Source organism: Sphingopyxis sp. H115 (genome assembly GCF_001468465.1).
In the GTDB taxonomy this organism is placed as follows: domain Bacteria; phylum Pseudomonadota; class Alphaproteobacteria; order Sphingomonadales; family Sphingomonadaceae; genus Sphingopyxis.
Genome location: NZ_LNSA01000005.1, coordinates 124,047 through 147,279, shown reverse-complemented (window position 1 = coordinate 147,279; position 23,233 = coordinate 124,047). Strand labels below are relative to the sequence as shown.

The following is a 23,233-nucleotide window of genomic DNA, read 5'->3' as shown; positions in this document are numbered from 1 at the left end:
GACCTTGGCGCTTTGATCCAGGCCGTTTCGCCGCTCCAGATTTCGAGACGGGTTGCAGTCGTGCTGGGCGGCAGTGTCGAAAGTAAGATTGGCAAAATGACCTTGATTCGCCTAATTCATTCTCTGGAGCAATTATTCCTGTGGGGCATGTCCATGCTCGATTCTCGCCTCAAGCATGCCGTCGCGGTTGGTCAGCTTCGTTCCTTCTCCAGGGCAGCGGATGCGGTTGGTGTCACGCAGTCGGCGGTGACCAAGAGTGTCGCTGAACTCGAACGGCATCTTGGCTATTCCCTTTTCCATCGGACCTCACGGGGCGCGATGCCGACAGAGGAGGGACGCGAATTTATTGATCGCGCAGCGCGCTTGCTTGCCGACGCAGCTGAACTACTCGGAGATACAGCCCGCCGCGCCGACGCCTATGCGGGCCCGCTTCGAATCGGACTGTTCCCAGGGTCAATCGACTGGTTGCTCACCCAACCTCTGGTTTCTTTGCTGCGGCGCCATCCGGCAGTGCGCGTCGAAGTCGTTTCGGGCAACAGCGAAAGGGGCGTGCGACTCCTGTCGCGCGGCGATATCGATGTCGCCTTTGGACTTGAAGCGGCCTTTGCACGCTGGCCGGAATTCAAGTGCGAGCGGGTCGCCTCGATCGAAATACTGCCTTTTGTGCGGAACAATCATCCCATTCTGGGGATAAACCCGACCAGCAAGGAGCCGCTGGTCCAGTTCGAATTCGTAGTGCCCTCATCTTCCGAACCCTACACATCGATCATTCAGCAGATGTACGAAAAAAGCGGTAAGCGTCCCGCTGACTGGATCCACATGACAGACTATTTTCAATTGGTTCGACGGATCGTTGCCACATCCGATGCTATCGGGATGGTTGCAAAACAGTTCACCGAGAACTCATGGTTTCGCGCCAATTTCGTGGCCTTGGAGGGAATCGGTTTATTCGATCCATTGACGCTTTGTTATGCTGTGCGTAGCCGCTGGCAGGTAAAACCGGCTGGCCGTGCGCTCGTCAGCCTTGTTCGTCAGGCATGGCGCACCGCATCATCGGATTAACGGCAAGGGGGCGGGGTGCGATCGGAAATCCGCTGCATCCGTCGCGATCAGCTAGAGCATTTCGCGCAGAAGTGGGAACCGGCTTTCCGGCAGGAAATGCTCTAGCAAATTGATCTTGGGCATTTTCCGAGTTGGCGGGTGATTCCACTCGCCTCGAAAATGGCCTAGAAGCTAATCGCCACTTCTCCGCCGATGACGCGCCCCCTGTTTAGCGGTGAAAGGCTTGCACCCGTGCCCCCGAAGGCCGCCGGCAAAGGTGTATCGCCGCCAATCGTCACCTCATTCAGGAGGTTTCGGCCATAGATGGAGAAGCGCCAGTGCTTGTTGTCGGTCGCCAATGTGAGGCTCGCATCGAGCATATCGGCGCCCTGAAGGAAGCCGACGTTGTTGTCGGTGAATGCCGCCTTGTCGCGATGCGTGAAGCTGACACGCGCCGTTGCTGTCCCCAATTCGCCAAGCTGCTGATCATAAGTCAGCCCCACGCCATAGGTCCATGGCGACAGCCTTGGCAATTTGAGCGCACGATCCACATCGTTGATGACGCCATCACCGCTGAGGTCGAACTGGACGTTGCGATACTGGCCATTCACGTAGCCGAGCTGACCCGAAATCACGAGGTTGGACAAAAGAAAAAACTGCCCCTCGGCCTCGACGCCTTTGATTGTGGCGTCGGCGGTGTTCCGTATGACCTGGCTGAGGCCAAGCGGTCCGGGCAGGTTGATCTCGCGCTGCAGGTCCTTCATGCGATTGTAGAAGGCCGCCAGGTTGATCCGGTGGCGCCCGAATTGCTTCTTGGCGCCGAGTTCGAAACTGTCCTGGGTCTCTTGATTGAATGGCCCCGGCGGCACAGCGGGATCGGTGTTGCGCAAATTATATCCGCCGCTGCGGAACCCGCGCGTGTAAAGGCCATAAATCTGCGTGTCGTCATCCGGCTTCCACTGAAGGCCGATTTTCGGCGTAAACCCTCGCCATTTTGCCGCGTCGGCGAAATTGGTTGCACAGATCAGCGTGTCTAGATTGCAACCATTTGCGCGTAAGGCCGAGACCCGAACGGCTTTGCGTTCCCAACTATACCGCGCGCCGAGATTCAAGGTCAGCGTATCGGTGAAATGCCAGTCGGTCGAAGCAAAAATGCCCCATGTTGTCTGGTCTTGCGTACCCCCACCGGAAACGATCCGAGCACCGCCCAAAAGATTCCGCAGCTCGGCGTAACGAAGATCCTGGGAAAAATAGTATAGACCGGTTGTCAATTCGACGTCACCGAACCTTCCGGCATAACGAAGTTCGTCGCTGAGTTGATCCTGGTCGATTTCGAAAAAGGCATGAAAGAAGGACTGTGGTGTTCCATCGATATCAGCGCCCGCGGAGGATCGGAATTTCCGATAGCCAGCGATGTTGGTGAAGACGCCTTCGCCCAGACCAACATCGATGTTGGTTTCCACGATCGCCTGGTCCCATTTGGCATCATAGAAACCTGGGAAATTGATCGAAAACCTGAAGCTGTCGCGGGGAAACAGCGCGTGACTCTGGACAGGGGCTCCATCGCTTTCGACATCGCCATGCTCATAGCGGAGATCCATTCGGAAGCGGTCGCCACCCTTGAGCGAAAGTGCCGGGCGAATGATAAGGTCATGTGATTTACCGAAGCTGCGATTGTCGAAGCGGTTGCGAAACCAGCCATTGTCGTCGCTGTAGTAGACGGCCAATTTGGCAGCCAAAACGTCATCGACGATAGGTCCGGTAACCGTGCCGCTTACGGTCTTTTTCAGTCCCGTTTCAATGGATAGCTTGGCTTTGGCTCCAAAATCGAAGCTGGGCCGCGTGGTCCGCACAACCACGGCACCGCCGGTAACGTTGCGACCGAAAAGCAAGCCTTGCGGTCCACGCAGAACTTCGATCCCCTCAAGGTCGAAGTTGTCCAGCACGACACCAGCGTTGATGCCGAGGTAAATACCGTCAGTGAAAACGCCTACGGTGGGGTCGATCGATGGGATCGTGCTGTTGATGCCGAGGCCCCGGATAGTGAAATTGGCATAGCCCGGTGCCGTACCCACATCCTCGAGCTGGACGTTGGGAACGTCGTAGCTCAGACTTTGAAGATTCTGGACGAACTTGGCATCCAGCTGCGCTTCACCAAAAGCCGTGACCGCCATCGGTACTTTCTGCACGCTTTCGCCATAGCCCTTTTTGGTGGCGGTAACGACAATGTCCTCAGCCAGCGCTTCCGTGGCGCTCCCGGTTTGGTCGTTCGCCCAGGGCGTTGCTTCCTGGGCAAATGCTGTTCCCGAGCACAACAACGCGGCAGAAGCCAATAGACATCCTCTCATGGCTGATCCTCTCTTCCCAGGAGATATTGTGTAGTTCATGCCGTTTGGCGGCATTTGAGGGCCGTCGTCCAATTCAATTCGCTGCAGAACTATTCCTGCTGCTCATCGATATCTGGCGGCAGCACGACGCCATCGGCAGCCCGACGGCCGCTCAAAAATATCATGGTAATTCATCGGGTTGATTACGCTCTCAGCGCCCGTTCTACCGCCTCAAGGCTGTCATTCAGCCCGAGCGGGTGCTCGGCATCCGTGAAGTCGACAATTCTACCCCAGTGCCGGGCGACATCATCGAGCGTGAACGCCCTGTCCGCTCCGAAGGCGTGCCCAAGCGCGCGCTCCCACCTAAGCTTGGCGATATAGCCGGCTCCAACTTCAAAAAGCCCTTTGGTTTCGCTGCAATTCTCGTGCGCAAGCCAACCGACCAATGGACTGATCGCTTCCGCTCTGAGATTGGCGAGAAACTCTTGTGGAAAGGCAGTCGCGGTCATACGCGATGCGGCGATTGGGGCGATCGTATTAACCTGGATGTTTCTGGACCGCCCCTCCTCCGCCAGCGCGTTCGCAAGCCCCAATATTCCGAGCTTGGCTGCGGCATAGTTGGCCTGACCGAAGTTGCCGTAGATTGCGGCTGCAGACGTGGTCATGACGATGCGGCCATAGCCCTTGTCGCGCAGTATCGGCCATGCTGCCTGCGTCACTGCCCGCGTCCCATTCAGATGGACCCGCTGAAGCAGTGTCCAGTCTTCGTCGGTCATTTTGTGGAAGCTCACATCGCGCAGGATGCCGGCATTGTTGATGACGACGTCAACGGTTCCGAAGTTGTCAACCGCGGCTTGGATGATCAGCGCGCCCTCCTCGACCGACGCATAATTTGCCACCGCCTGACCGCCCGTGGCTCGAATTTCGTCGACCACATTGTCAGCGGCTGTGGAGCAGCTGCCGCTCCCTTTCTCGTCGCCACCCAGATCATTCACCACCACCTTGGCTCCGCGCCCGCCAAACATCAGCGCGTACTGGCGCCCAAGTCCGCCTCCGGCTCCGGTCACAACCACTACCCTGCCATCGAAACGAAGCTCTTCGTCCATCGCTTGTCTGCCTCTTTTACCTGAGCGACGCATCTGCGCATTTGATCCTGTGCGAGTCAGGCACGCGGCTCCATTTCCGTCGACGCTGTCGTTTTCGTCTGAGCCTTACCGAAAGGCTTGAATGCCGGTCAGGGCGCGCGAAACAACAAGCTTTTGAATCTCCGTCGTGCCATCGGGGATGGGGCAAATGATCGCCTCACGCACCAGCCGCTCAACGATGAATTCGCGGGTGACGCCGTTGCCGCCATGGATCTGAAGCGCATCGCGCGTCGCTTCGATCGCCATTTCGGTGGCGTACCACTTGGCCATCGAGCATTCCGTCTCTGCGCGCGTGCCCGCCTGGACGAGGGATATTGCCCGGTGCGTCAACAGACGGGCTGCGTCGATCTTGGTCGCCATGATGGCGATCTTGTCGGCGATCAGCTGATGGCCGGCGATCTTCTTGCCATGCTGCGCGCGATCGCGAGCGTACGCGATCGCCTCATCCATTGCTCGCCGTGCGATGCCGATACTCCACATCGCCATATGGCAGCGGGCAATCTCGAACACTTGCAACGTATTGCGCAATCCATCGCCGACCCGGCCGATCGTGTTTGCCACCGGTACGCGGCAATCGGACAGGAATATCTGTGCAGTCGATTGGCCGTTGAGCGCCATCTTCTGGATATCGCGCACCTCATACTCACTCTCGTCACGATCGACCAGGATGTGAGTGACTTCATTTTCGCCAGTCTTGCACGTACAGATGAAGATGTCCGAGTAGGCTCCGTTGGTGATCCAGGTCTTTTCGCCATTGATGACCCAGAAATCGCCGTCTCGTACGGCGCGTGTCTTGATGGCGGCGACGTCCGAGCCGACATCGGGCTCCGAGATGCCGAGCGAAACGAACTTCTCGGCCGCGACGAGGTCGGCAAGATAGCGTTGCTTGATCGTCTCCGGGGCGAAGCGGCGGATGAGTTCTGCGCCAACCGCGTTGATGAAGCCGGGTATGGCCACATCGAGCGAGGAATAGGCGATCTCCTCGAAAATGAGCAGATGAGTGAGCCATCCCATATCAAGCCCGCCCCATTGCTCCTGATGCGGTGCGGTAATATGGCCATAGCCGGTCAGTGCTTGAGTCCATTCCTTCATGAGCGGTTTGGGGATGAATCGCTCCCCATGCCGGCGGATTTCCGGCTCAAGCTTGTTGTCGAGAAAGCGGCGGACGGTTTCCACCGCCATGCGTTGTTCATCGGACAGCTCAAAGTTCATATCGTGACCCCGTGTTTCCCTAGGCGCGCTCTGACAACTACCGGCCCAGGATCGTGACGGCGACCACCGCCTCTTCCACCCCGATGACACCTCCGCCGTTCTGCGCGATCGCGAACCGGGCATTCGGAACCTGTCGATCTTCCGCCTCGCCGCGCAATTGCAGCGCAAGCTCGTAGATTTGGCCGAGCCCGGTGGCGCCGATCGGATGTCCCTTGCATTCAAGCCCGCCCGACGTGTTTACCGGAATACGCCCACCCAGCGCCGTCTCACCGCGCTCTGCCGCGAGTCCGCCCTCGCCAGGCGGCGTCAGGCCGAGCGCCTCGATTTCAATGATCTCGCCAACCGCCGTGGCGTCATGCACCTCCGCGACGCCAATATCTTCTGGCCCCACGCCGGCCATCGCATAGGCCCGGTTCGCCGCAAGGCGGCTGACATGGTGGTCATAATCAAAGGGATCGCGCGCGGCGCCGGTTTGCAGCACAGACGCCAGGATTCTTAGCGCCCTGTCCGGGGCTGCCGACAGTTTGCGCCGACCGGCTTCGCTGCAGATGATCGCAGCGGCGGCGCCGTCGCTGATCGGGGAGCACATCGGCAGTGTGAACGGGTAAACGATCGGAGGCGCAGCGAGTACACTTTCGACGGTATATGGGAGGCGATACTGGGCAAGCAGATTGCGCGTCGAATGCATGTGATTTTTCGCCGAGACGGCCGCGATTTGCGCTTGCGTCGAGCCGTAGGTCTTCATGTGCGCGCGTGCCATCGCGGCGTATACATCCATGAAAACGCTGTAAGGCTGACTCGATGTCGTTCCTTCCGGAACATCGACGCCATTGCCCATGGCCAGCAGCTGCGCGCGGCCCGACTCGGTTTCATGCACGTCCCAAGCGCCATCGAATGCACTGAACATGAGCGCCTTGTCGGGCGAGTACATCTTCTCCGCGCCGAGCGCGAGTACGACATCCGCTGCCCCCGATCGAACATAGGCGGCGGCCATGTGCAAGGCCGTGGAAGCCGTCGCACATGCGTTTTCGACATTCACCACGGGAACGCTTGAGATGCCCATCGCTCGCGCCACGATTTCGCCGCGGATCATGTCCTGGCCCTCCATATGCCCCTGGACGCAATTGCCGAAGAAGATGGCTTCGACATCGCCGGCGGTGCATCCTGCGTCGGAAAAGGCCTGCGACGAAGCTTCGGCGCAGAGCATTTTCAGGCTCTTGTCGAACTGTTTTCCGAACGGGGTCATCCCAACCCCCATGACGAATATGTCGGTCATTCGTTGATCCATTCTTCCAATGTGTTCCGCATCCGATCAGGTCTCACCGGTCGGAAAAATCGGGCTTCCGCTTCTCCCGGAATGCCGCCAGTCCTTCGACAATGTCGTTGGACAAGGCGTAAGCAGCCATGGTTTCGAGTTCCTGACGCAGCCCGACTTCGAGCGAGCTATCCTGCGCAGCGCGGACTAGCTGCTTCATGTAGGCGAGCCCTGGCCGGCTCTTTTCTGCAAGAGATTCTACCAGCGCTTGCGCTGCCGCAATGAGATCCTCGGGAGCAACCAGTTGGGTCACGAGTCCGGCTTCCTTCATCTCGGCAGCCGAGATGGTCCCGCCGGTCATCATCAGATGTTTCGCACGCGCTTCGCCGATCTTCCTAGGGAGTCGAACCGACCCTCCACCGCCGGGCAACAGGCCGTAATTTGCATGGGCGTCGCCAAATCTGGCCGGGTGCGCGGCAATGACGAGATCACAGCACAACACCAGTTCCAAGCCGCCGGCGAGCGTAAGGCCGTTGACCGCCGCAATTATCGGAAGGCGCGACGTCTCGATCCTGTTAAAAGCCTGACCGAGCGGCGGCAGAAACAGATTTAAGCGTTCGGCGAGAGTTTGTCCGCCTGTTCCATCGCCAATTGCGAGCAGATCCGCGCCAGCGCAAAACGCCCGTCCGGCGCCGGTAAGAATGCAAGCGCGCACCGTCGCATCTGCTTCCGCTGCCTCGATCGCTGCGGCGAGTTCCTCGGCCAAAGCCAACGACAGACTGTTCAACGCTGCCGGCCGGTTGAGGGTCACCCAAAGCGCTGGGCCGCGTTGCTCAACCAGGATGTATTCATAGTCCATTGCAGTCTCCCGCGCGCCGGCAGGCGGTCACCGGAATAGAGGATGTGGCTAGGATGGCTGCGTCGGTCATGCCCCCGAAATGCGCCGGTCCTGGCCCGCCCAATAGGGCTCTCGAAGCTTTGAACGAAGCACCTTTCCGACATTGCTCAACGGCAGTGGCTCGGCGGTAAAAACGACCTTGCTTGGCTTTTTTGCGGAGCCCAGACGCTGGCGCACCAAATCTATTATCTCGGTCTCCGTGATTTGTGCTCCGGGCTTGACACGCACCATTGCAAGCGGCGTTTCACCCCATTTTTCATGGGGCACGCCAAAGACCGCGACCTCGAGTACACCGGGATGGTCGGCAATTACGTTTTCGATTTCGGTGGGATAGATATTGAAGCCGCCTGACACGATCATGTCGTTGTTGCGATCGAGCAGATACAAAAATCCGTTTGTGTCGATCATGCCGACATCGCCGGTTTTGACCCAGCCATCTTCCATGCGCCGGGCGGTTTCCTCCGGATCGTTCCAGAATTCCTCCATCTGGCCATTTTCGAACCGTGCGACGATCTCGCCGGGCTCGTTTGGTCCCAGCACCTTTCCGTCCTCGTTACGGATTTCGATATCGGCGCCACTCATGGGACGTCCGACCGCCCGAATTGGGGCAGAACCTTCAAATTCGCCGAACCACTCGTTGGGCCCCATAGACGCGATGGGCAGGATTTCGGTCTGTCCATAGCCCGAATGAAGAACATGATTCCCGAATATCTGGCACGACTTGCGAAGCGTCGGCTCGGAGATCGGCGCTGAAGCACTCAGCAGAAACTTCAAATTCGGAAAGTGGCGGCCATATGCCCCGTCGTGATGCACTATGGCATTGAGCATGGTGGGGGCTACAAAGGCATGGCTGATCCGTTCCTGCTCGAGAGTGTCAAGAAAGGACGCTGGATCGAAGCCGTCCATCATCACGTTGCGGGCGCCGCAATACCAGGCCGGCACGAACAGGAAGCCCGATGCATGGGACAACGGGCCGACATGCAGAATGGCATCCCCTGGGGCCACTTGGGGGCCGATGCTGAAAAATGCGGCGGAGATCGTCATCCATGAACGGTGCCGATAGGCAACGCCCTTGGGTTTGCCCGTCGTGCCGCCGGTGTGGCGGATGACACAATAGTCCTCCGGCGCGACGACGGGATCAGGATCCCGGTCCGAGGCTGTCGCCAACCAATTCTCATAGTTGTGATCGCGGATAATGATCCGCTCAAGCGTCGGAGCTTGGGCATCCAGCCCCGCCAACTCCGAAGCCAATGCCTCATCGACCAGCGCCAACCGAGATCCGGTACTCGCGATCATATGGGCGTGCGCTTCACATCGGTTGCGCGCATAGAGAGGAACACGCGTATAGTTTCCAATGGCAGCCGCCAGTATGATGTCGGCGGCCTCGATGGAGTTCTTCTCCAGCGTAGCAATCCGGTCACCCGGTTGAAGGCCGCACTCCGCAAGAGCATTTGCGAGCTTCACGCCGCGCAACCAGGCTTCCGAGAAAGTCAACCGCCTGTGGCCGTGAACGAGAGCCTCTTGCTGGGCGAAATAACGTGCGGCGCGACGTATTTGCGTACGGACGTCCATCAGCCGCGCTCCTCTAAGGCGCTCGCCCACAATGGCGCAGTCGACACATAATAAACTGACATGCGATAGGCCTCTCCGGACTTCTTTTCGTAAGCATCTGTGTCTGCAGCATTGATCCAATCGTCCAATTCAATATTCTGCGATGCTATTCTTGCTGCTCATATTATCGTGCCGGATCATGTCGGCGGCTTTCTCGCCGATCATGATGCAGGTTGCATTGGTGTTGCCGTTGACGACTGATGGCATGATCGAGGCATCGGCCACGCGGATATTTGCGAGGCCGTGAACGCGCAGGCGGTTGTCGACCACCGCCATCTCGTCGGTGCCCATCTTGCATGTTCCCACCGGATGATAAGCATGATTGGCTTCTGCCCGGATATAGGCGTCGATCTCTTCATCAGTTTCAAGGTAGCGGTCAGGATAGAGAGGCCGTTTCATCATCGCCTTCATGCGATCCGAATGCAGGATCTCCTGCACGACACGGAAGGCATTGCGCAACGTCTTGAGGTCGTCGGGATGACTCAAGAGATTGAGGTCCATCTTGGGATCGGATTCGGGGTTTGAGTCATGTAAGGCAACCCAGCCGCGGCTCTTTGGGCGCCCAATATTGAGAATGATCGTATAGCCCCATTTCGTCATCAGCTTGTAGTCGCGCGCATGGTCGCGATAGGCGAGCGGCACGACATGGACCTGGCAGTCCGCCCGGTTCTGCCCCGGCGCGGATCGCAAGAAACCGCCTGCAGCCGTGGGCGGCGATGCCAGCCAGCTTTTCCTTTGCGTGAGATACTGGAATAGGTCTCGCACGGTCTTGAGCGCGCCAACGACATTGAGTGCGATCCCGAGCCGCTTCTTCGACTGGAAGCTCAGCATCAGGTCAGGATGGTCGTGAAGATTCTGGCCGACACCGGGAATATCATGAATCACTTCGATTCCATGCTTCTCCAACTCATCACGCGGTCCGATACCGGAAAGCATCAACAGTTGGGGCGAATTATAGGCGCCGGCGCTGACAATGACTTCCTTTTCGCACGGGATCGTCTTCAACTGCCCGTCCTGGGAATACTCGACTGCCACCGCGCGGTTGCCCTCAAACCTGATACGATGGACGCGGGCATGTACTTCGACGCGGAGGTTGCCGCGCCTGCCCATCACCGGATCAAGGTAACACGCCTTCACGCTGGCGCGCTTCCCGTCCTTCACGGTAAACTGATAGATGCCGACACCTTCCTGGCTGGCACCATTGAAGTCCGGATTGGCTTGATGGTCCAGTCCAGTCGCCGCCTCGATGAAAGCATCATAGACATCGAATTCGCGCTTGCCGTTGGATACGTGAAGCGGTCCCGACGAGCCGTGAAACTCATCCTCACCGCGCTCATTATTCTCAGCCTTGCGGAAATAGGACAGGACATCGTTGTAACCCCAGCCGTCGTTGCCGAGTTCGGCCCAGTGGTCGAAATCCGACCGGTCGCCGCGGATATAGACCATCCCGTTCATACCGCTCGATCCACCCAGCATCTTCCCGCGCGGATTGTAGAGGCGGCGGTCGTTGAGCGCCTTTGAAGGGTCGGTGTTGAACCGCCAGTTGAGCGTATTGATCCGATAGTCTTGGATCAGCGCCGCAAAAGCGCCGGGCGTGGACACAAGCGGCGAGGTGCCTGGGCCGCCTGCCTCGAGCAGGCAAACGGTGACATCGGGGTCCTCGGACAACCGGCTGGCGATAACGCCGCCCGACGACCCACCTCCAATAATTACATAGTCAGCCATTTGCTTCCCTTGTCATTCGACCCATGCTGGCGACCCGGCGTCATGCAACATGCCAGCATCAACCGCCGCAGCCACGTCAGAGGATCTTTTCGAAGATGTTGAGTAGTCCTTCGGTCTTGCTCGAATAGGGTGGCAGAAGTTGACCAAGCAGGCTGAGTTTCGGCTGAGAGAACACCGGCTTGTAATGAGTGAAGCGCTCGAAACTGGCGACGCCGGTATAGGCACCGATGCCGCTCTGTCCGATGCCACCGAAAGGCAGCCGGCGCTGGAAGACGTGCATGACCGTGCCGTTGAGAGTCACGCCGCCAGCGTGCGTTTCGGAAATGATCTTGCGCCGTTCCTCACTTTCGTCGCCAAAATAATAGAGCGCCAGCGGGCGCTCATGCCGGTTTACGTAGCGAATGAGCTCGTCTTCGGAGCGATATGGCATGATCGGCAGGATCGGTCCGAAAATCTCCTCCTGCATCATCGCCATGTCATCGGTAACGTCGAGAACCGCCAACGGCACGATCCGATGCCGTTCAGGAAGCGTTCCATCGCCGTTGTCCGAGAGGTTGAGCACCGTCGCGCCCTTGGCTTCGGCATCATCGAGCAAACCTTGGAGCCGCGCGAACTGTCGGTCATTGATGATACTGGTGAAATCGGGGTTGCTTGCCGCGTTGGGGTAGCATTTGGCAACCTGAGCGCGGAGTGCGGCGACGAAGCTTTCCATCTGATCGACATGGACGAAGGCATAGTCAGCGGCGATGCAGGTCTGGCCGGCGTTGAGCAGCTTGCCGAACACTAAGCTTTCACAGACTTGTGCAAGCGATGCACCCTTGCCCACGATGGCAGGGCATTTGCCGCCAAGTTCCAGAGTAACAGGTGTAAGGTTGGCAGCCGCCGCTTCATAGACTTTGCGGCCAACCGCGGGTGAACCGGTGAAGAGAATATGGTCGAAAGGTAGGGCCGTCATCGCCTGTGCCATGTCGGGCCCGCCCTGGACAATCGCGAATTCCTCTTCGGCGAAATACCGGCGCACAAGCCGCTCGCTGGCTTCGGCGGCGTTGGCGGAAACTTCGCTCGGCTTTGCGATCACGCGGTTGCCGGCCGCCAATGCACCGGCCGCGCCAACGAATATGGTGCCGAGCGGATAGTTCCACGTGCCGAGAACGCCCACCACACCTAGGGGCTGGGGGACCAGGCGCGATGAACCGGGAAGGCCGAAGATGTCAGTCTTCACCCGCCGCGGCCTCAGCCACGTCTTCAGATTGCGGCGCGCAAATTTAATTTCCGATATGCCAAGCATCAGGTCGAGCAGGATAGTCTCGTAGCGGGATCGAATGCCGAAATCGGCGGCAACGGCATCGACCAATTCGTCTCTGTGCTGCTCAAATATCCGGCCAAGGCGCCCGAGCAGGTCCATGCGTTCTTCGTAGCTGCGCGAAACCTGCTCACGCGTCCCTTCGCGTTGGGTCGCGAAAATTCGTTCCAGCTCAGTTCTGTTCCGAGACGCATCCACGTTAAATCGTCCGGAGGCGCGCTGGCCGCTCGGCGCTGCTCGCCTGGGCGGTGCTTTCAGCTGCGCCGATCTCAGTGATCACAGCGCGCTCGATTCTGTACGCCGTGCCGATGAATGAGGGACCGTTGCCGGTGGAACGTATCATGGATGCTCCTCGGTCTGAAAGTCAGGTCGAAAAAATCGGGGGCAGCGGGCGGGAGAGGATGCCCGCCGCCCCCGTCGCAGCAGCGATCAGAACTTGACTGTCGCTTCGACGCCATAAGTGCGCGGCATGCCGCGGTTCAGATAATCGTAGCCGAACACGTTGAGGTTGAGGCCGTAGGTGTAGTAATATTTGTCGAACAGATTCTTCGCCCACAAGCTAACCGACATATTGTCGTGCGCATAGGTTAATCGCGCATTGGCGAGCCAGTAGCCCGGATTTGCGCATGTAATCGCCTTACCCGCGAGCGTTATGTTCGATCCCGCTGGGGGTGTATCGCACGGTGTCTGCCCATAATTCTTGAACGGATCAAAATAGTACTTGCCCATGTAGGACGCATCACCGCGCAAGGTCAGCTTGTTGGTGCCGTCATCGATCATATCCCAGTCGAATCCGGCCTGGAACGTAACCTCCGGCGCGTTCGGGAAGGGATTGCCGTTGACGTTCAATGTCGGGCTTGCCGGGTTTGCCGGATCGATCACATTGCCTTTGTACTTGCTGTTGAGATAGCCCAGCGAAGCATCGAAACGCAACGTATCGGCCACCTGCCAGGCGAGTTCGGCCTCGCCACCGAACAGGCGACCATTGGCGCTGCGCGTGAAGGTTGTAGCGCCAACCACCTGCGTTACTTGGTGATTCGAATACTCGTAGTAGAAGCCCGCGAGGTTAAGTTGGACGCGGCGATCGAACAGCCGGGTTTTGAGCCCCGCCTCATATGCATTCACCTTTTCAGGCTGGATATAATAGACTTGATTGACGCCCTGATAGGCAAGCCCGTTGAAGCTGCCGCTGCGGTAACCGCGACTGTACTGGAGATAGCCCATGATATCATCGGCGAACTCATAGCTGACATTGATACGGCCGGTTAGCCTGTTTGCCTTTTCGCGCTGCTCAAGCGGCGCGAGATTGGGGTTGTATGGATTGCTGTAGGGGATCAGGTTGACAACCGGCGTCGTACCGTCGAGCGCATAGAGGAAAGTGCTGCCGTTAAGGTAATTGACCTTATCCTGGGTGTAGCGTGCACCCACCGCCACGGTCAGCCGCTCGGTCGTTTTCCAGGTTACGTCGCCGTAGATCGCCTTCGAGGGGCGCGACACGTCAAAACGCTGTTCGCCGAGGATCGGGGTGAACGGAGGCGCGCCTGCCCCGGCGCAGCCCGCCGAAAAGCTACCCCCCATGCCGCCATTGCCCGTATTATTGATCGCGATGTCGGTCTGGAGTGCAATCAGCGAGCGTGCATCAAGGAAGCCGTTGGGATTGATCTCGATCGCGTCGCAGAATCCGGCATCGCCAGGCCCCAACGCCGGATTGGCGGCAAAGGCTGGGATATAGCGGATCGCGTCGGGCGTTCCGATTGCGGCGTTATTGTAGCTGCCCGGAAGACCGGCGCCAAGCAGCAGCGGCCTCAGCGCCCCGAAAAAGTCCGGGTAGTTGACCGTCTTGACCTTGTCCCTGCCATAATAAAGGCCGGCAATGATATCGAGGCGGTCGTTCGAATAGCTGAAACGCAGGTCCTGGTTGAAATTCTTGCTCGTCGACGTGTAGCCGATCGAGCAGAGATCGGCTGGGCCGCCATCGCAATCATCAGGATTGTTGATATAGTCGCCGGTGTCGTAGCCGGTAATCGAGGTGACGGAGAATTGGTCGCTGACATCCCATTTGATGTTGAGGGCTATCCCTTTCGACTTGCTGATGTTCTTACCTACCCGATCAACTGCGACCTCATTGTCACGCAGCAACCGCCCGCCTAGGAAAGGTTGCGGATCGTAACGCGAATAGCCGAGCGCATCCTGCCCGCCCGCGAGTTGACCACCTGCATAGGGCGCGGTGCCCCATGGATCGTCCTTCGCGGCATAGAGCTTCAAATTGATGTCGAGATCGGGATCGGGCCGGAAGCGGATCGAGATGCGACCGCCGATCGTATCGGTGGTCCCTAGGTCGCGCTCATTCCCAGGCAGTACATTGCGCTGCCAACCATCCCCTTTTGCAAAAGTACCGGCGACGCGGACGCCCAAGATGTCGGGAACCAGCGTCGCTTCAGCGGCGCCCTGCACCGTGAAAGTGTCGTAATTGGCATAGCCGGCGGTCAGATAGCCATTGGCCTCTCCCAGATCCGGCTTGCGCGTGAAGAAGCTGATCGCGCCACCCGTGGTGTTGCGACCGTAGAGTGTTCCTTGCGGTCCGCGCAGTACCTCGACCCGGTCGATGTCATAGAGTTGCAGGCCATGGCTCGCCCGGAAGCTCTGATAGACTTCATCGACATAGACGCCAACCGGCGACGCAGTGGAGGCGGAAAATTCGTTCGCCACTGAAATCCCGCGCAGCGAGAAATTCGGTTGGGTGCGACCATAGGGAGTGGTGACTTGCAGGCTGGGGATCGCGCCCATCAAGTCTGAGGTCTCCGTGATGCCGCGCGTGCGCAGCGTCTCGCCGCCTATGGCGGAAACGGCGGCTGGAACATCCTGCAAATTCTGTTCGCGCTTCTGCGCCGTGACGACGATTGTCTCAAGGCCACCTTCCTGCGCCTCGGGCTTTTCGCCCTGCGATGCAGCGTCCTGGGCATGTGCCGGCACTGCAAGCGCACACGCGATCGATAGCGCGGTGGCACAAAGCAAATTTGTCCTAAAGGCTGTGACCATGACTGTCCTCCCCACGGCATTTTTTGATTTGGCGCCATTTGCCGCGCCTTGGGGCTCATCGTCCAATTCAATTTGTTGGCGAACTATTCCTCCCACTCATTGATTAAGGACTGATGAGCCTGCACCGCTGACGCTTCGTGGCGACGCAAATAACCCCATATATTTCATTGAATTAGTCACGCTGAGCGCGTCCATCGGGACGGATGCGCGCGTTCTGCTCGCCCCAATCGAGCCCTTCCAGACGATGTATCGGCGTAATTGGCGGTCCCGGCGGTTTCCCTTGTCGAGTTGCAAGGGGAATCAGCTATGATGAGATGTAGTGAGATACGGTTTCTTGGAGTTCATTCTACTATTCGCGGATGCATCTAAGTAGCTGATATTTCTAACAACTATGGCAGAAAACCGCGCCTCTAAATCGGCGGCTCTGACTTTTGAGGCTCATCGCGAAGCCGCCCGAAGGGGGCGTTGCCAATACGGCTGTCTCTGGTCGCTTGGTGGCAGGTGCTGGATGGGAGCGGAACAGCGCATGAATTGTGAGAACTCGATAGGATTCTTCTCGACATTCGACACTGCGGTTGCCGCGTCGATCACGTCGGCCCAGTCTTGGAGCATCCGCCTTCGCGGTGTGAGATAGAGCGCACTGTTGTAAGCGCCGCGCACCTCATCCTCGTCCTCGTGAGCGAGCGCCATCTCGATCCAATCCGGCTTGTAGCGTTCGGCTTCGTTCGCCCAGGTCGAGCCGAGCCCCCTAAACCCATGTACCGTCTGCCGATGGAGATACCCCATCCGATAACAGGCATAGATCATGGTGTTCTCGGAAATAGACTTTCCAGGCTTGGCTCCGGGAAAGAGGAACGCATCGTTCGTCGCCTGCAAGCGGCGCTGAACGATCATTGCGGCCTGGCGGGACAGCGGAACAAGATGCTCACGTTCCATCTTCATGCGCTCCGGCGACAGACGCCATAGCGGGTTCGGTCCATAGAGATCCTCGAACTCGTCCCTGGCCGCGAAGCGGGTTTCGCTGGTTCGGACCCATGTGAGCAAGGTGAACAGCAGCGCGTCACGGGTGATCTCGCGGCGGCGCGGCGTGTCCTCGCCGTCATAGGCGAAGATCGCTCGCACCAGCTTCGGAAACTCCGCGAGCGGCACGCGCGCCATGTGCCTGACGGGCGGCTTGGGCTTGAGCGCATCGTTGAGGCCGAGCGTCGGATCGATGGTCGCCCAGCCGCTCGCGATCGCGAAGCGATAGATCTGGCTGACGTTCTGCTTGAGGCGACGGGCGATATCGAGGGCGCCGCGCGCTTCGACCGCGCGGATCATCTCGAGAATCTCGGGCGGGTCGATTTCCGTGATCGGACGCTTCCCGATGACCGGAAAGACGTCGCGCTCCATCCGGTTGATGACGCGCAGGGCATGGGCCGAGTCCAGCCCTTCAATACGATTGGCGTGCCAGGCCCGCGCAATCTCTTCGAACAGCTTGAGCGCGGCCCTCTGCTTCTTCGCCCGCTTCCTGGCCTCGGCGGGGTCCTCACCCTGATCGAGCAGCCGCTTGGCTTCGGTCCGCTTCTCGCGGGCGATCGCCAGCGTGACGGTCGGATATTTGCCGAAGCTCAGCAGTTTTTCCTTGCCGTCGAAGCGGTATTTCAGGCGCCAGAGCTTCGATCCGTTCGGCTGGACGAGCAGGTGCAGGCCTTCTCCATCGGACAGCTTGTAGGGGCGCTGCCGCTTGGTGGCGTATTTGACCTCAAGTTCTTTCAAAGCCATCTGGGGGTATCGCCTGTTTTGGGGACAGCCGAAAAATACCCCCAAAATACCCCCAATCCAAATCGCCGTGGGTGGCCGCAGCCGGTCGCACCGGGACGCCGGCGTACGCAACGGGACGCGAAAAATATTTGATTTTCCTCGAAAAATGTCTGCCAGTGGCCTCAGTGGGTCACTGGTGGACAATCCGGGTTGGTAGCGGAGGAGGGACTCGAACCCCCGACACGCGGATTATGATTCCGCTGCTCTAACCTGCTGAGCTACTCCGCCCCGAAAGGCCGCCGTATCGGACGAGCAGCGCCTATAGGCAGGCTCATCGCGCCGGTCAATATCATCTGCGCGTCGCGCGAAAACTGTGCGCGAAGGCGGGTTCCCACGGGCCGCCACGATAATGGTGCGCCGCGAGGCCCACGATCGCGAGCGGACGCGGGCGGAAACCGGACGCCAGTTCGGCAAGCAGCGCACGCGCTTCTGCCGGGGGAACCTTGTTCTGGACCGTAACATGGAGGCGCGGCGTCCCCCGGTCCTGCGCGGTCAGCATTCCGGCGAAGCGATCGGCGATGCGGTCGCGGATGGCGAGCAATTCGGGGCTCTCGACTCGAAAGGCGACACCCCGCCCTAGCGAATAGACTTCACGCAGCATCGCGGCGGGCGGCGGCGTATCGGCCGCGATGCTGCGCACCAGCCGTTCCAGTTCGTCGAGGCCCGATGGCGGCAACTGGTGGAAAAGCGTGATATGTGCCGCAAGATGATTGCGATCAGGCGGGAAATGCGCGCTGCGCAGCGCGTCGAAAAGGCGCTGGTCCGCCGCGCCCATCGTCGCGGTGACGATGATGGGCACGGCGCCAGTGGTCCGGTAGGGAGGGGAGAAGCCCGGGCCATCTGCTTCGGAAAGGGATGGGCGAGGCAATTCAGGGGGAGGTTTGCCATCGTCCATGGGACGCCCTTTCTCGATAGCCAACGAATGGACCCGGCCGGCCCGGCAATCCAATCGATTTATTGTGTCACAATAATCGTTCAAAACGATGAAATAATATTATCGTCGCTTTACAGGCCGTTCCAGAAGCTATGGAGCGCCGCGGCGACCGCTTGCGGGCGCTCGGCAATCGCCCAATGCCCCGCCGCTTCGATCACCGTCAGCGGCGTACCGGTGCTCGTGGCATAGCGCTGCGCAACCGCCAGCGCGACATAGGGATCGCCCTCGCCCCAGATCAGCGCGCCGTTCGCGGGCAGTTTCGGGATATCGAGCGCCCAGTCCTGTGCGAAGCTCAGCCCCTTTGCCGAACGATAGAGCTTGAGGATCGCGCGGCGCTTGTCCCTGCTCTTCCATTGCTCCGCCTCTTCGCGTGCGATGTCGGCGGGCATCCCTTGCGCGGCGAGCCCGTCGACGAGCTTGTCGGCCTTGCTCAGCGCCATGAAGATTTCGCCGAGCACGGGGGTGTTCCAGATGCGCGCGATGCGGTGCCCGCGATAGTCAGGTTCGATCACCGCATTCGAAATCGCCCAGCTGCGGATCAGGTCGGGACGCAGCATCGCCACGCGCTGTGCGATCAACGCGCCCCAGTCGTGGCCGACGATGTCGACCCGGCCGTGCGCGGCGAACAAGGCTTCGGCCTGTCCCACCGCCCAGTCGGCATAGGCTTCCTTAGTCGCCGGAAAGCCCGCGGGGAGCGGGCCGGTGAAGCCGGGAAGCGCGGGGACCGCGACGGGCGTGTCGCCAAGGTCGAGCGCAGCCAGCAGCGGCTCCCAGATCAACGGGCTGTCGGGGACACCATGGATGAACAGCTTCGCAGTGGTCATGACCTTCACCCCTTCGGCAGATGGACGATCCAGCTTTGCGCGCTGGGCTCGATGCGCCCCTCGCGATAGCCGCCGGCGAGCAACGCGGTGCGCGCGTCGGCGCGCACGAGCGTCATATAATTCCACTGGCCACCGAGGTCGTAGTCGATCCGGCGGCCAGTACCGCTGGCGATATCGAAAATCTCGGGCGCGGTGTCGCCCGCCGCGACGAGGACGCGCCCCCCGGGGAGCAGCAACAGCCCGTCGGCGATCTTGAAGCGCGGATCGGCGAGATTGCCGGCGGGGACGAAGCGTCCCGCAGCAACGTCGTAACGTTCGACCGAGCGCAGCTTGCCCCCGTAGTCGCGGATGTCCGAGCCCCCTACGATCAGCACATCGCCATCGGCGAGCCGCACCGCACCATGCTTGTAGCGCCCCTGCGCAAGACTGCCCGCTGCGGCAAAGCGCCCGCTCGCGGGGTCGAAAATCTCGGCGCTCGCGAGCGCGCGCCGCGGTTCGCGGTCGGGGCGGCCGCCGCCGACGATCAGCACCCGGCCGTCGGCGAGCAAGGTTCCCGTCGCGCCGCTGCGCGCGGCGGCGAGCGATCCCGTGCGCGTCAACCGGCCCGTCGCCGGATCGAAGATTTCGGCGTCGGCGCGCACGTCCTTGCCGTCATATCCCCCAGCGATCAGGATGCGCCCGTCGGTCAATGTGACGACGGTCGGCGCGTTGCGCGGTACCGCCAACGCCGGCCCCGCCACCGAGCGGCCGGTGGCGGGCTCGAAGATTTCGGTCGCGGCGCTCACGCGCCCGTCGACCCAGCCGCCGAGGATCAGCGCCTTGCCGCCGGGCAACGCCACCGCCGAAGGCTGGATTCGCGGCGCGAGCAGGCGTCCGGTCGCAATTACCTTCATGCCCGGCACCGCGATAATATCGACCGTCGCGCTGGCGGGGCCAGCCTCGCAGCCCGATTCGACGCAGCCGCCGATGGCGAGCAGAGTGTCGCTGCCCACGGCGACCAGCTGGTGCGTCGCGCGCGGCGCGCCGAGCCCGGGGCCCTGTTCGATGCGGACGTCGGCCGCGTCCTTCTCGGCCGCCCCGCCGCCGCTCATGCAGGCGGCAAGCGCGAGCGCGGCGGCGGACAATCCCAACAATCGGCGCATCGGCGTCCTCCTTCTGACTTCCCAGGCGCGGTTGCTACTCCATCTCCCCCCGCTCGCGGCGAAGCGCATACCATTTCTGCACATTGGCATTATGTTCGGATAGCGTGCGCGAAAAGACATGGCTGCCGTCGCCCTTGGCAACGAAGAAGAGATAATCGTTCGCCTCTGGATCGAGCACGGCGGCGATCGACGCCTTGCCCGGATTGGCGATCGGCCCCTTGGGCAGCCCGGCCATGCTGTAGGTGTTGTAGCCGTTCACCGCCTGGATTTCGGAACGCAAGATACGGCGGCCGAGCGGCTTGCCCTTGGTGATCGGATAGATGATCGTCGGATCGGCCTGGAGCCGCATCCCGACGCCGAGCCGGTTGGTATAGACCCCCGCGACGGTCCGGCGTTCGGCCGCGACGGCGGTTTCCTTCTCGACGATCGACGCGAGCGTGATCGCTTCGTTGCGGTCCTTCACCGCGGCGCGCGGGGTGCGTTTGGCCCAGAGTTCGGCGAACGCCTTGTCCATCGCCGCCTGCATCCGCTTCACCACCGCGGCGCGGCTCTCGCCGGTCGTGAAGGCATAGGAGTCGGGCAGGATGCTGCCCTCGGCGGGAACTGGAATTTCGCCCTTCAGCCGTTTTTCGGCCATCAGCCGTTCCCACACCATGATCGACGGCATGCCTTCGGGTATCACCACGAGCCGCTGGATCGTCTTGCCCGACTGGAACAACGCGAGGATGTCGCCCGCGTCCATCCCCTTTTCAATTTTATACTCGCCGGGCTTGATCGGATCGTCCGAGCCGAAGAAACGCGCCTGATTGCGGAAACTCGAGGCCGAGACGAGCCCCGCTTCCTCCAGGATCTCGCCTGCTTTGGCGATGCTCGCGCCTTGCGGGATGACGACTTCGGCATCCTTCGGCGCGCCGGGGGAACAGGCAGCGAGCAGCAGCGCAAAGATCGCGATCGTCAGCCAGCGAAACGGATGCACCGGATTCTCCCGTCAGTCATTGGCCCAGCTTAAAGCCACAAAAGACCCGCGTGCGCCGGGCCGGACTGTGTCCTTTGTGGCTTTAAGCGAAGCCTCGGCGAACTCCCTGCTGCTAGAGCATGGCCGCGCAATGTAGGAAAGAGGGATTAGATCCTCCCCATGGCTTTGCCACAGGGAGGATTTGAACGGTCAGTCCTCGACCGCCTTGACGATCAGGCTGGCGTTGGTGCCGCCGAAACCGAAGCTGTTGTTGAGCGCGGCCTTGACCTTGCGCTTCTTCGCGACCTTGGGAACCAGGTCGGCGCCCTCGGTGCCCTCGTCGGGGTTGTCGAGATTGAGCGTCGGGGGCACGATCTGGTCGCGGATCGCGAGGATGCAGAAGATCGTCTCGACCGCGCCCGCGCCGCCGAGCAGGTGGCCGATCGCCGACTTGGTCGAGCTCATCGAGACATTGGCCATCGCGTCGCCGAACAACCGCTTCACCGCGCCGAGTTCGATCGTATCGGCCATCGTCGAGGTGCCGTGCGCGTTGATATAGTCGATGTCGGCGGGGGTCATGCCCGCCTTCTTGAGCGCGGCGCTCATCGAGCGGAAGGCGCCGTCCATTTCGGGATCGGGCGCGGTGACATGATAGGCATCGCCCGACAGGCCATAGCCGACAACCTCGGCGTAGATTTTCGCGCCGCGCGCCTTGGCATGCTCATATTCCTCGAGCACGACGACGCCCGCGCCCTCGCCCATCACAAAGCCGTCGCGGTCCTTGTCATAGGGGCGGCTCGCCTGTTCGGGGCGGTCGTTGTAGGTCATGTTGAGCGCGCGCGCCTGCGCGAAGCCCGCGATGCCGATCGGGCAGATCGTCGCCTCGGCGCCGCCCGCGAGCATGATGTCGGCGTCGTCGTCGCGGATCATCCGCGCCGCGTCGCCGATCGAGTGCGCGCCGGTCGAGCAGGCGGTGACGACGGCGTGGTTCGGGCCCTTCAGGCCATATTTGATGCTGACCTGCCCCGAAATGAGGTTGATCAGACGGCCGTGGACGAAGTGCGGCGACACGCGGCCCGGGCCCTTTTCGGCGAGCAGCAGGCTTTCGCTCTCGATGCCCGGCAGCCCGCCGATGCCCGAGCCGATCGAGCAGCCGGCGCGCACCTTCAATTCCTCGGGCATGTCGGTCAGGCCGGCGTCTTCGAGCGCCTGTCCCGCGGCGTCGATACCAAAGATGATGAAGGGGTCGACCTGGCGCTGGACCTTGTGGTCGACGCGCTTGCCCGGATCGAAACCATATTCGTGATCAGGCCCTTTGACTTCGCACGCGATGGTACATTTCTGGTCCGACGCGTCGAAATGGGTGATCGTGCCGGCGCCCGATTTGCCCGCGATCAGATTCTTCCAGCTGGTTTCGACATCGCCGCCCAGCGGCGTCACCAAACCCAGACCCGTCACCACAACCCGGCGCATAATCATTCCTTTCATCGGCCCTGCCCCCGCAGCGACCCGCATCAATTCGCTCGGCGCGCTTCTAGAGAAACATCGCGCATAAAAAAAGCTCCCCGGTCACAGGGCGCGGGGCCATGGACCGGGAAGCCGGAAACGCATTGACGGCGTCGCCGCCGCGTCCGGCAACGCCGGACGGGCTCGATCAGCCCTTGTTCGCTTCGATATAGTCGATCGCGTCCTTGACGGTGGCGATCTTTTCCGCCGCATCGTCGGGGATTTCGACGCCGAATTCTTCTTCGAACGCCATCACCAGTTCGACGATGTCGAGGCTGTCGGCGCCCAGATCGTCGATGAAGCTCGCTTCCTCGGTAACCTTGTCGGCTTCGACGCCCAGATGTTCGACGACGATCTTTTTAACCTTTTCGGCCGAATCGCTCATGCACAGTTCCTTTTTTCTGACCTGTTCGTGAATGTTGAAAATTGCCCTAGTGCGCGTGGGCGGGACTGGCAAGAGGGCTGGCGCCAGCCGGTCGGCGAACCGCCGCATTGCCCCGGATTTCGTCCGCA

17 protein-coding genes and 1 tRNA gene are annotated in these 23,233 nt (G+C 60.5%); 1 reads left to right on the top strand and 17 read right to left on the bottom strand.

From position 1 onward, the window contains the following. Window positions 1-60: 60 nt before the first annotated feature. Complete coding sequence (locus ATE71_RS05780; protein WP_017499965.1) at window positions 61-1,062, top strand: LysR family transcriptional regulator; 1,002 nt, start codon at window positions 61-63, stop codon at window positions 1,060-1,062. 164 nt (window positions 1,063-1,226) lie between these two features. Here the strand turns inward: ATE71_RS05780 and ATE71_RS05775 are convergent, their stop codons facing one another. The 17 genes from ATE71_RS05775 to ATE71_RS05695 all read right to left on the bottom strand — a co-directional run bounded on the left by ATE71_RS05775 (window position 1,227) and on the right by ATE71_RS05695 (window position 23,105). Beyond that, window positions 1,227-3,374, bottom strand: coding sequence for a TonB-dependent receptor (locus tag ATE71_RS05775; protein ID WP_231728113.1), 2,148 nt, complete (start codon window positions 3,372-3,374; stop codon window positions 1,227-1,229). Between the two features lie 197 nt (window positions 3,375-3,571). Continuing rightward, window positions 3,572-4,474, bottom strand: coding sequence for an SDR family oxidoreductase (locus ATE71_RS05770; protein WP_011415065.1), 903 nt, complete (start codon window positions 4,472-4,474; stop codon window positions 3,572-3,574). A 105-nt stretch (window positions 4,475-4,579) separates the two neighbouring features. Beyond that, a complete protein-coding gene (locus tag ATE71_RS05765; protein ID WP_017499968.1) occupies window positions 4,580-5,725 on the bottom strand; it encodes an acyl-CoA dehydrogenase family protein in 1,146 nt (381 codons plus the stop codon). A 37-nt stretch (window positions 5,726-5,762) separates the two neighbouring features. Then, entirely contained in the window at window positions 5,763-7,001 is a 1,239-nt protein-coding gene (locus tag ATE71_RS05760; RefSeq protein WP_011415063.1) for a thiolase family protein, read from the bottom strand. 43 nt (window positions 7,002-7,044) lie between these two features. Beyond that, window positions 7,045-7,839 (bottom strand): enoyl-CoA hydratase/isomerase family protein, encoded by a 795-nt coding sequence (locus ATE71_RS05755; RefSeq protein WP_011415062.1) that lies wholly within the window; start codon window positions 7,837-7,839, stop codon window positions 7,045-7,047. A 66-nt stretch (window positions 7,840-7,905) separates the two neighbouring features. Beyond that, on the bottom strand, window positions 7,906-9,450 hold the full coding sequence (locus tag ATE71_RS05750; RefSeq protein WP_026108915.1) for a class I adenylate-forming enzyme family protein: 1,545 nt from the start codon (window positions 9,448-9,450) through the stop codon (window positions 7,906-7,908). Window positions 9,451-9,579: 129 nt separating this feature from the next. After that, entirely contained in the window at window positions 9,580-11,214 is a 1,635-nt protein-coding gene (locus tag ATE71_RS05745) for a GMC family oxidoreductase (protein WP_081096862.1), read from the bottom strand. Window positions 11,215-11,290: 76 nt separating this feature from the next. Next, window positions 11,291-12,715 carry an aldehyde dehydrogenase family protein gene (locus ATE71_RS05740; RefSeq protein ID WP_157228455.1) on the bottom strand — a complete coding sequence of 475 codons (1,425 nt, stop codon included), beginning with the start codon at window positions 12,713-12,715 and terminating at the stop codon, window positions 11,291-11,293. Between the two features lie 231 nt (window positions 12,716-12,946). After that, window positions 12,947-15,490 (bottom strand): TonB-dependent receptor, encoded by a 2,544-nt coding sequence (locus ATE71_RS05735; protein ID WP_058802514.1) that lies wholly within the window; start codon window positions 15,488-15,490, stop codon window positions 12,947-12,949. Window positions 15,491-15,994: 504 nt separating this feature from the next. Then, the gene (locus tag ATE71_RS05730) at window positions 15,995-17,320 is read right to left on the bottom strand and encodes a tyrosine-type recombinase/integrase (protein WP_081095415.1); all 1,326 of its coding nucleotides are present in this window, start codon (window positions 17,318-17,320) and stop codon (window positions 15,995-15,997) included. 190 nt (window positions 17,321-17,510) lie between these two features. Further along, window positions 17,511-17,587: transfer RNA gene (locus tag ATE71_RS05725), tRNA-Met, on the bottom strand. Window positions 17,588-17,648: 61 nt separating this feature from the next. Further along, on the bottom strand, window positions 17,649-18,134 hold the full coding sequence (locus ATE71_RS05720; protein ID WP_058802559.1) for a 2'-5' RNA ligase family protein: 486 nt from the start codon (window positions 18,132-18,134) through the stop codon (window positions 17,649-17,651). Between the two features lie 230 nt (window positions 18,135-18,364). After that, complete coding sequence (locus ATE71_RS05715; RefSeq protein ID WP_058802558.1) at window positions 18,365-19,117, bottom strand: alpha/beta fold hydrolase; 753 nt, start codon at window positions 19,115-19,117, stop codon at window positions 18,365-18,367. 5 nt (window positions 19,118-19,122) lie between these two features. Further along, complete coding sequence (locus ATE71_RS05710; RefSeq protein WP_152998656.1) at window positions 19,123-20,259, bottom strand: Kelch repeat-containing protein; 1,137 nt, start codon at window positions 20,257-20,259, stop codon at window positions 19,123-19,125. A gap of 34 nt (window positions 20,260-20,293) precedes the next feature. Next, window positions 20,294-21,217 carry an endolytic transglycosylase MltG gene (gene mltG / locus ATE71_RS05705; RefSeq protein WP_414892556.1) on the bottom strand — a complete coding sequence of 308 codons (924 nt, stop codon included), beginning with the start codon at window positions 21,215-21,217 and terminating at the stop codon, window positions 20,294-20,296. A gap of 207 nt (window positions 21,218-21,424) precedes the next feature. Continuing rightward, window positions 21,425-22,687 (bottom strand): beta-ketoacyl-ACP synthase II, encoded by a 1,263-nt coding sequence (fabF, locus tag ATE71_RS05700; RefSeq protein ID WP_058802557.1) that lies wholly within the window; start codon window positions 22,685-22,687, stop codon window positions 21,425-21,427. Between the two features lie 181 nt (window positions 22,688-22,868). Then, complete coding sequence (locus ATE71_RS05695) at window positions 22,869-23,105, bottom strand: acyl carrier protein (protein ID WP_003039428.1); 237 nt, start codon at window positions 23,103-23,105, stop codon at window positions 22,869-22,871. Between the last annotated feature and the right edge of the window lie 128 nt (window positions 23,106-23,233).

What these genes read in the sequence shown, in the direction of transcription:
- fabF (WP_058802557.1), bottom strand. Translation starts at nt 22,687, where the DNA reads ATGCGCCGGGTTGTGGTGACGGGTCTGGGTTTGGTGACGCCGCTGGGC.
- ATE71_RS05745 (WP_081096862.1), bottom strand. Translation starts at nt 11,214, where the DNA reads ATGGCTGACTATGTAATTATTGGAGGTGGGTCGTCGGGCGGCGTTATC.
- ATE71_RS05720 (WP_058802559.1), bottom strand. Translation starts at nt 18,134, where the DNA reads ATGGGCGCGGCGGACCAGCGCCTTTTCGACGCGCTGCGCAGCGCGCAT.
- ATE71_RS05695 (WP_003039428.1), bottom strand. Translation starts at nt 23,105, where the DNA reads ATGAGCGATTCGGCCGAAAAGGTTAAAAAGATCGTCGTCGAACATCTG.
- ATE71_RS05765 (WP_017499968.1), bottom strand. Translation starts at nt 5,725, where the DNA reads ATGAACTTTGAGCTGTCCGATGAACAACGCATGGCGGTGGAAACCGTC.
- ATE71_RS05715 (WP_058802558.1), bottom strand. Translation starts at nt 19,117, where the DNA reads ATGACCACTGCGAAGCTGTTCATCCATGGTGTCCCCGACAGCCCGTTG.
- ATE71_RS05750 (WP_026108915.1), bottom strand. Translation starts at nt 9,450, where the DNA reads ATGGACGTCCGTACGCAAATACGTCGCGCCGCACGTTATTTCGCCCAG.
- ATE71_RS05730 (WP_081095415.1), bottom strand. Translation starts at nt 17,320, where the DNA reads ATGGCTTTGAAAGAACTTGAGGTCAAATACGCCACCAAGCGGCAGCGC.
- ATE71_RS05710 (WP_152998656.1), bottom strand. Translation starts at nt 20,259, where the DNA reads ATGCGCCGATTGTTGGGATTGTCCGCCGCCGCGCTCGCGCTTGCCGCC.
- ATE71_RS05770 (WP_011415065.1), bottom strand. Translation starts at nt 4,474, where the DNA reads ATGGACGAAGAGCTTCGTTTCGATGGCAGGGTAGTGGTTGTGACCGGA.
- ATE71_RS05760 (WP_011415063.1), bottom strand. Translation starts at nt 7,001, where the DNA reads ATGACCGACATATTCGTCATGGGGGTTGGGATGACCCCGTTCGGAAAA.
- ATE71_RS05755 (WP_011415062.1), bottom strand. Translation starts at nt 7,839, where the DNA reads ATGGACTATGAATACATCCTGGTTGAGCAACGCGGCCCAGCGCTTTGG.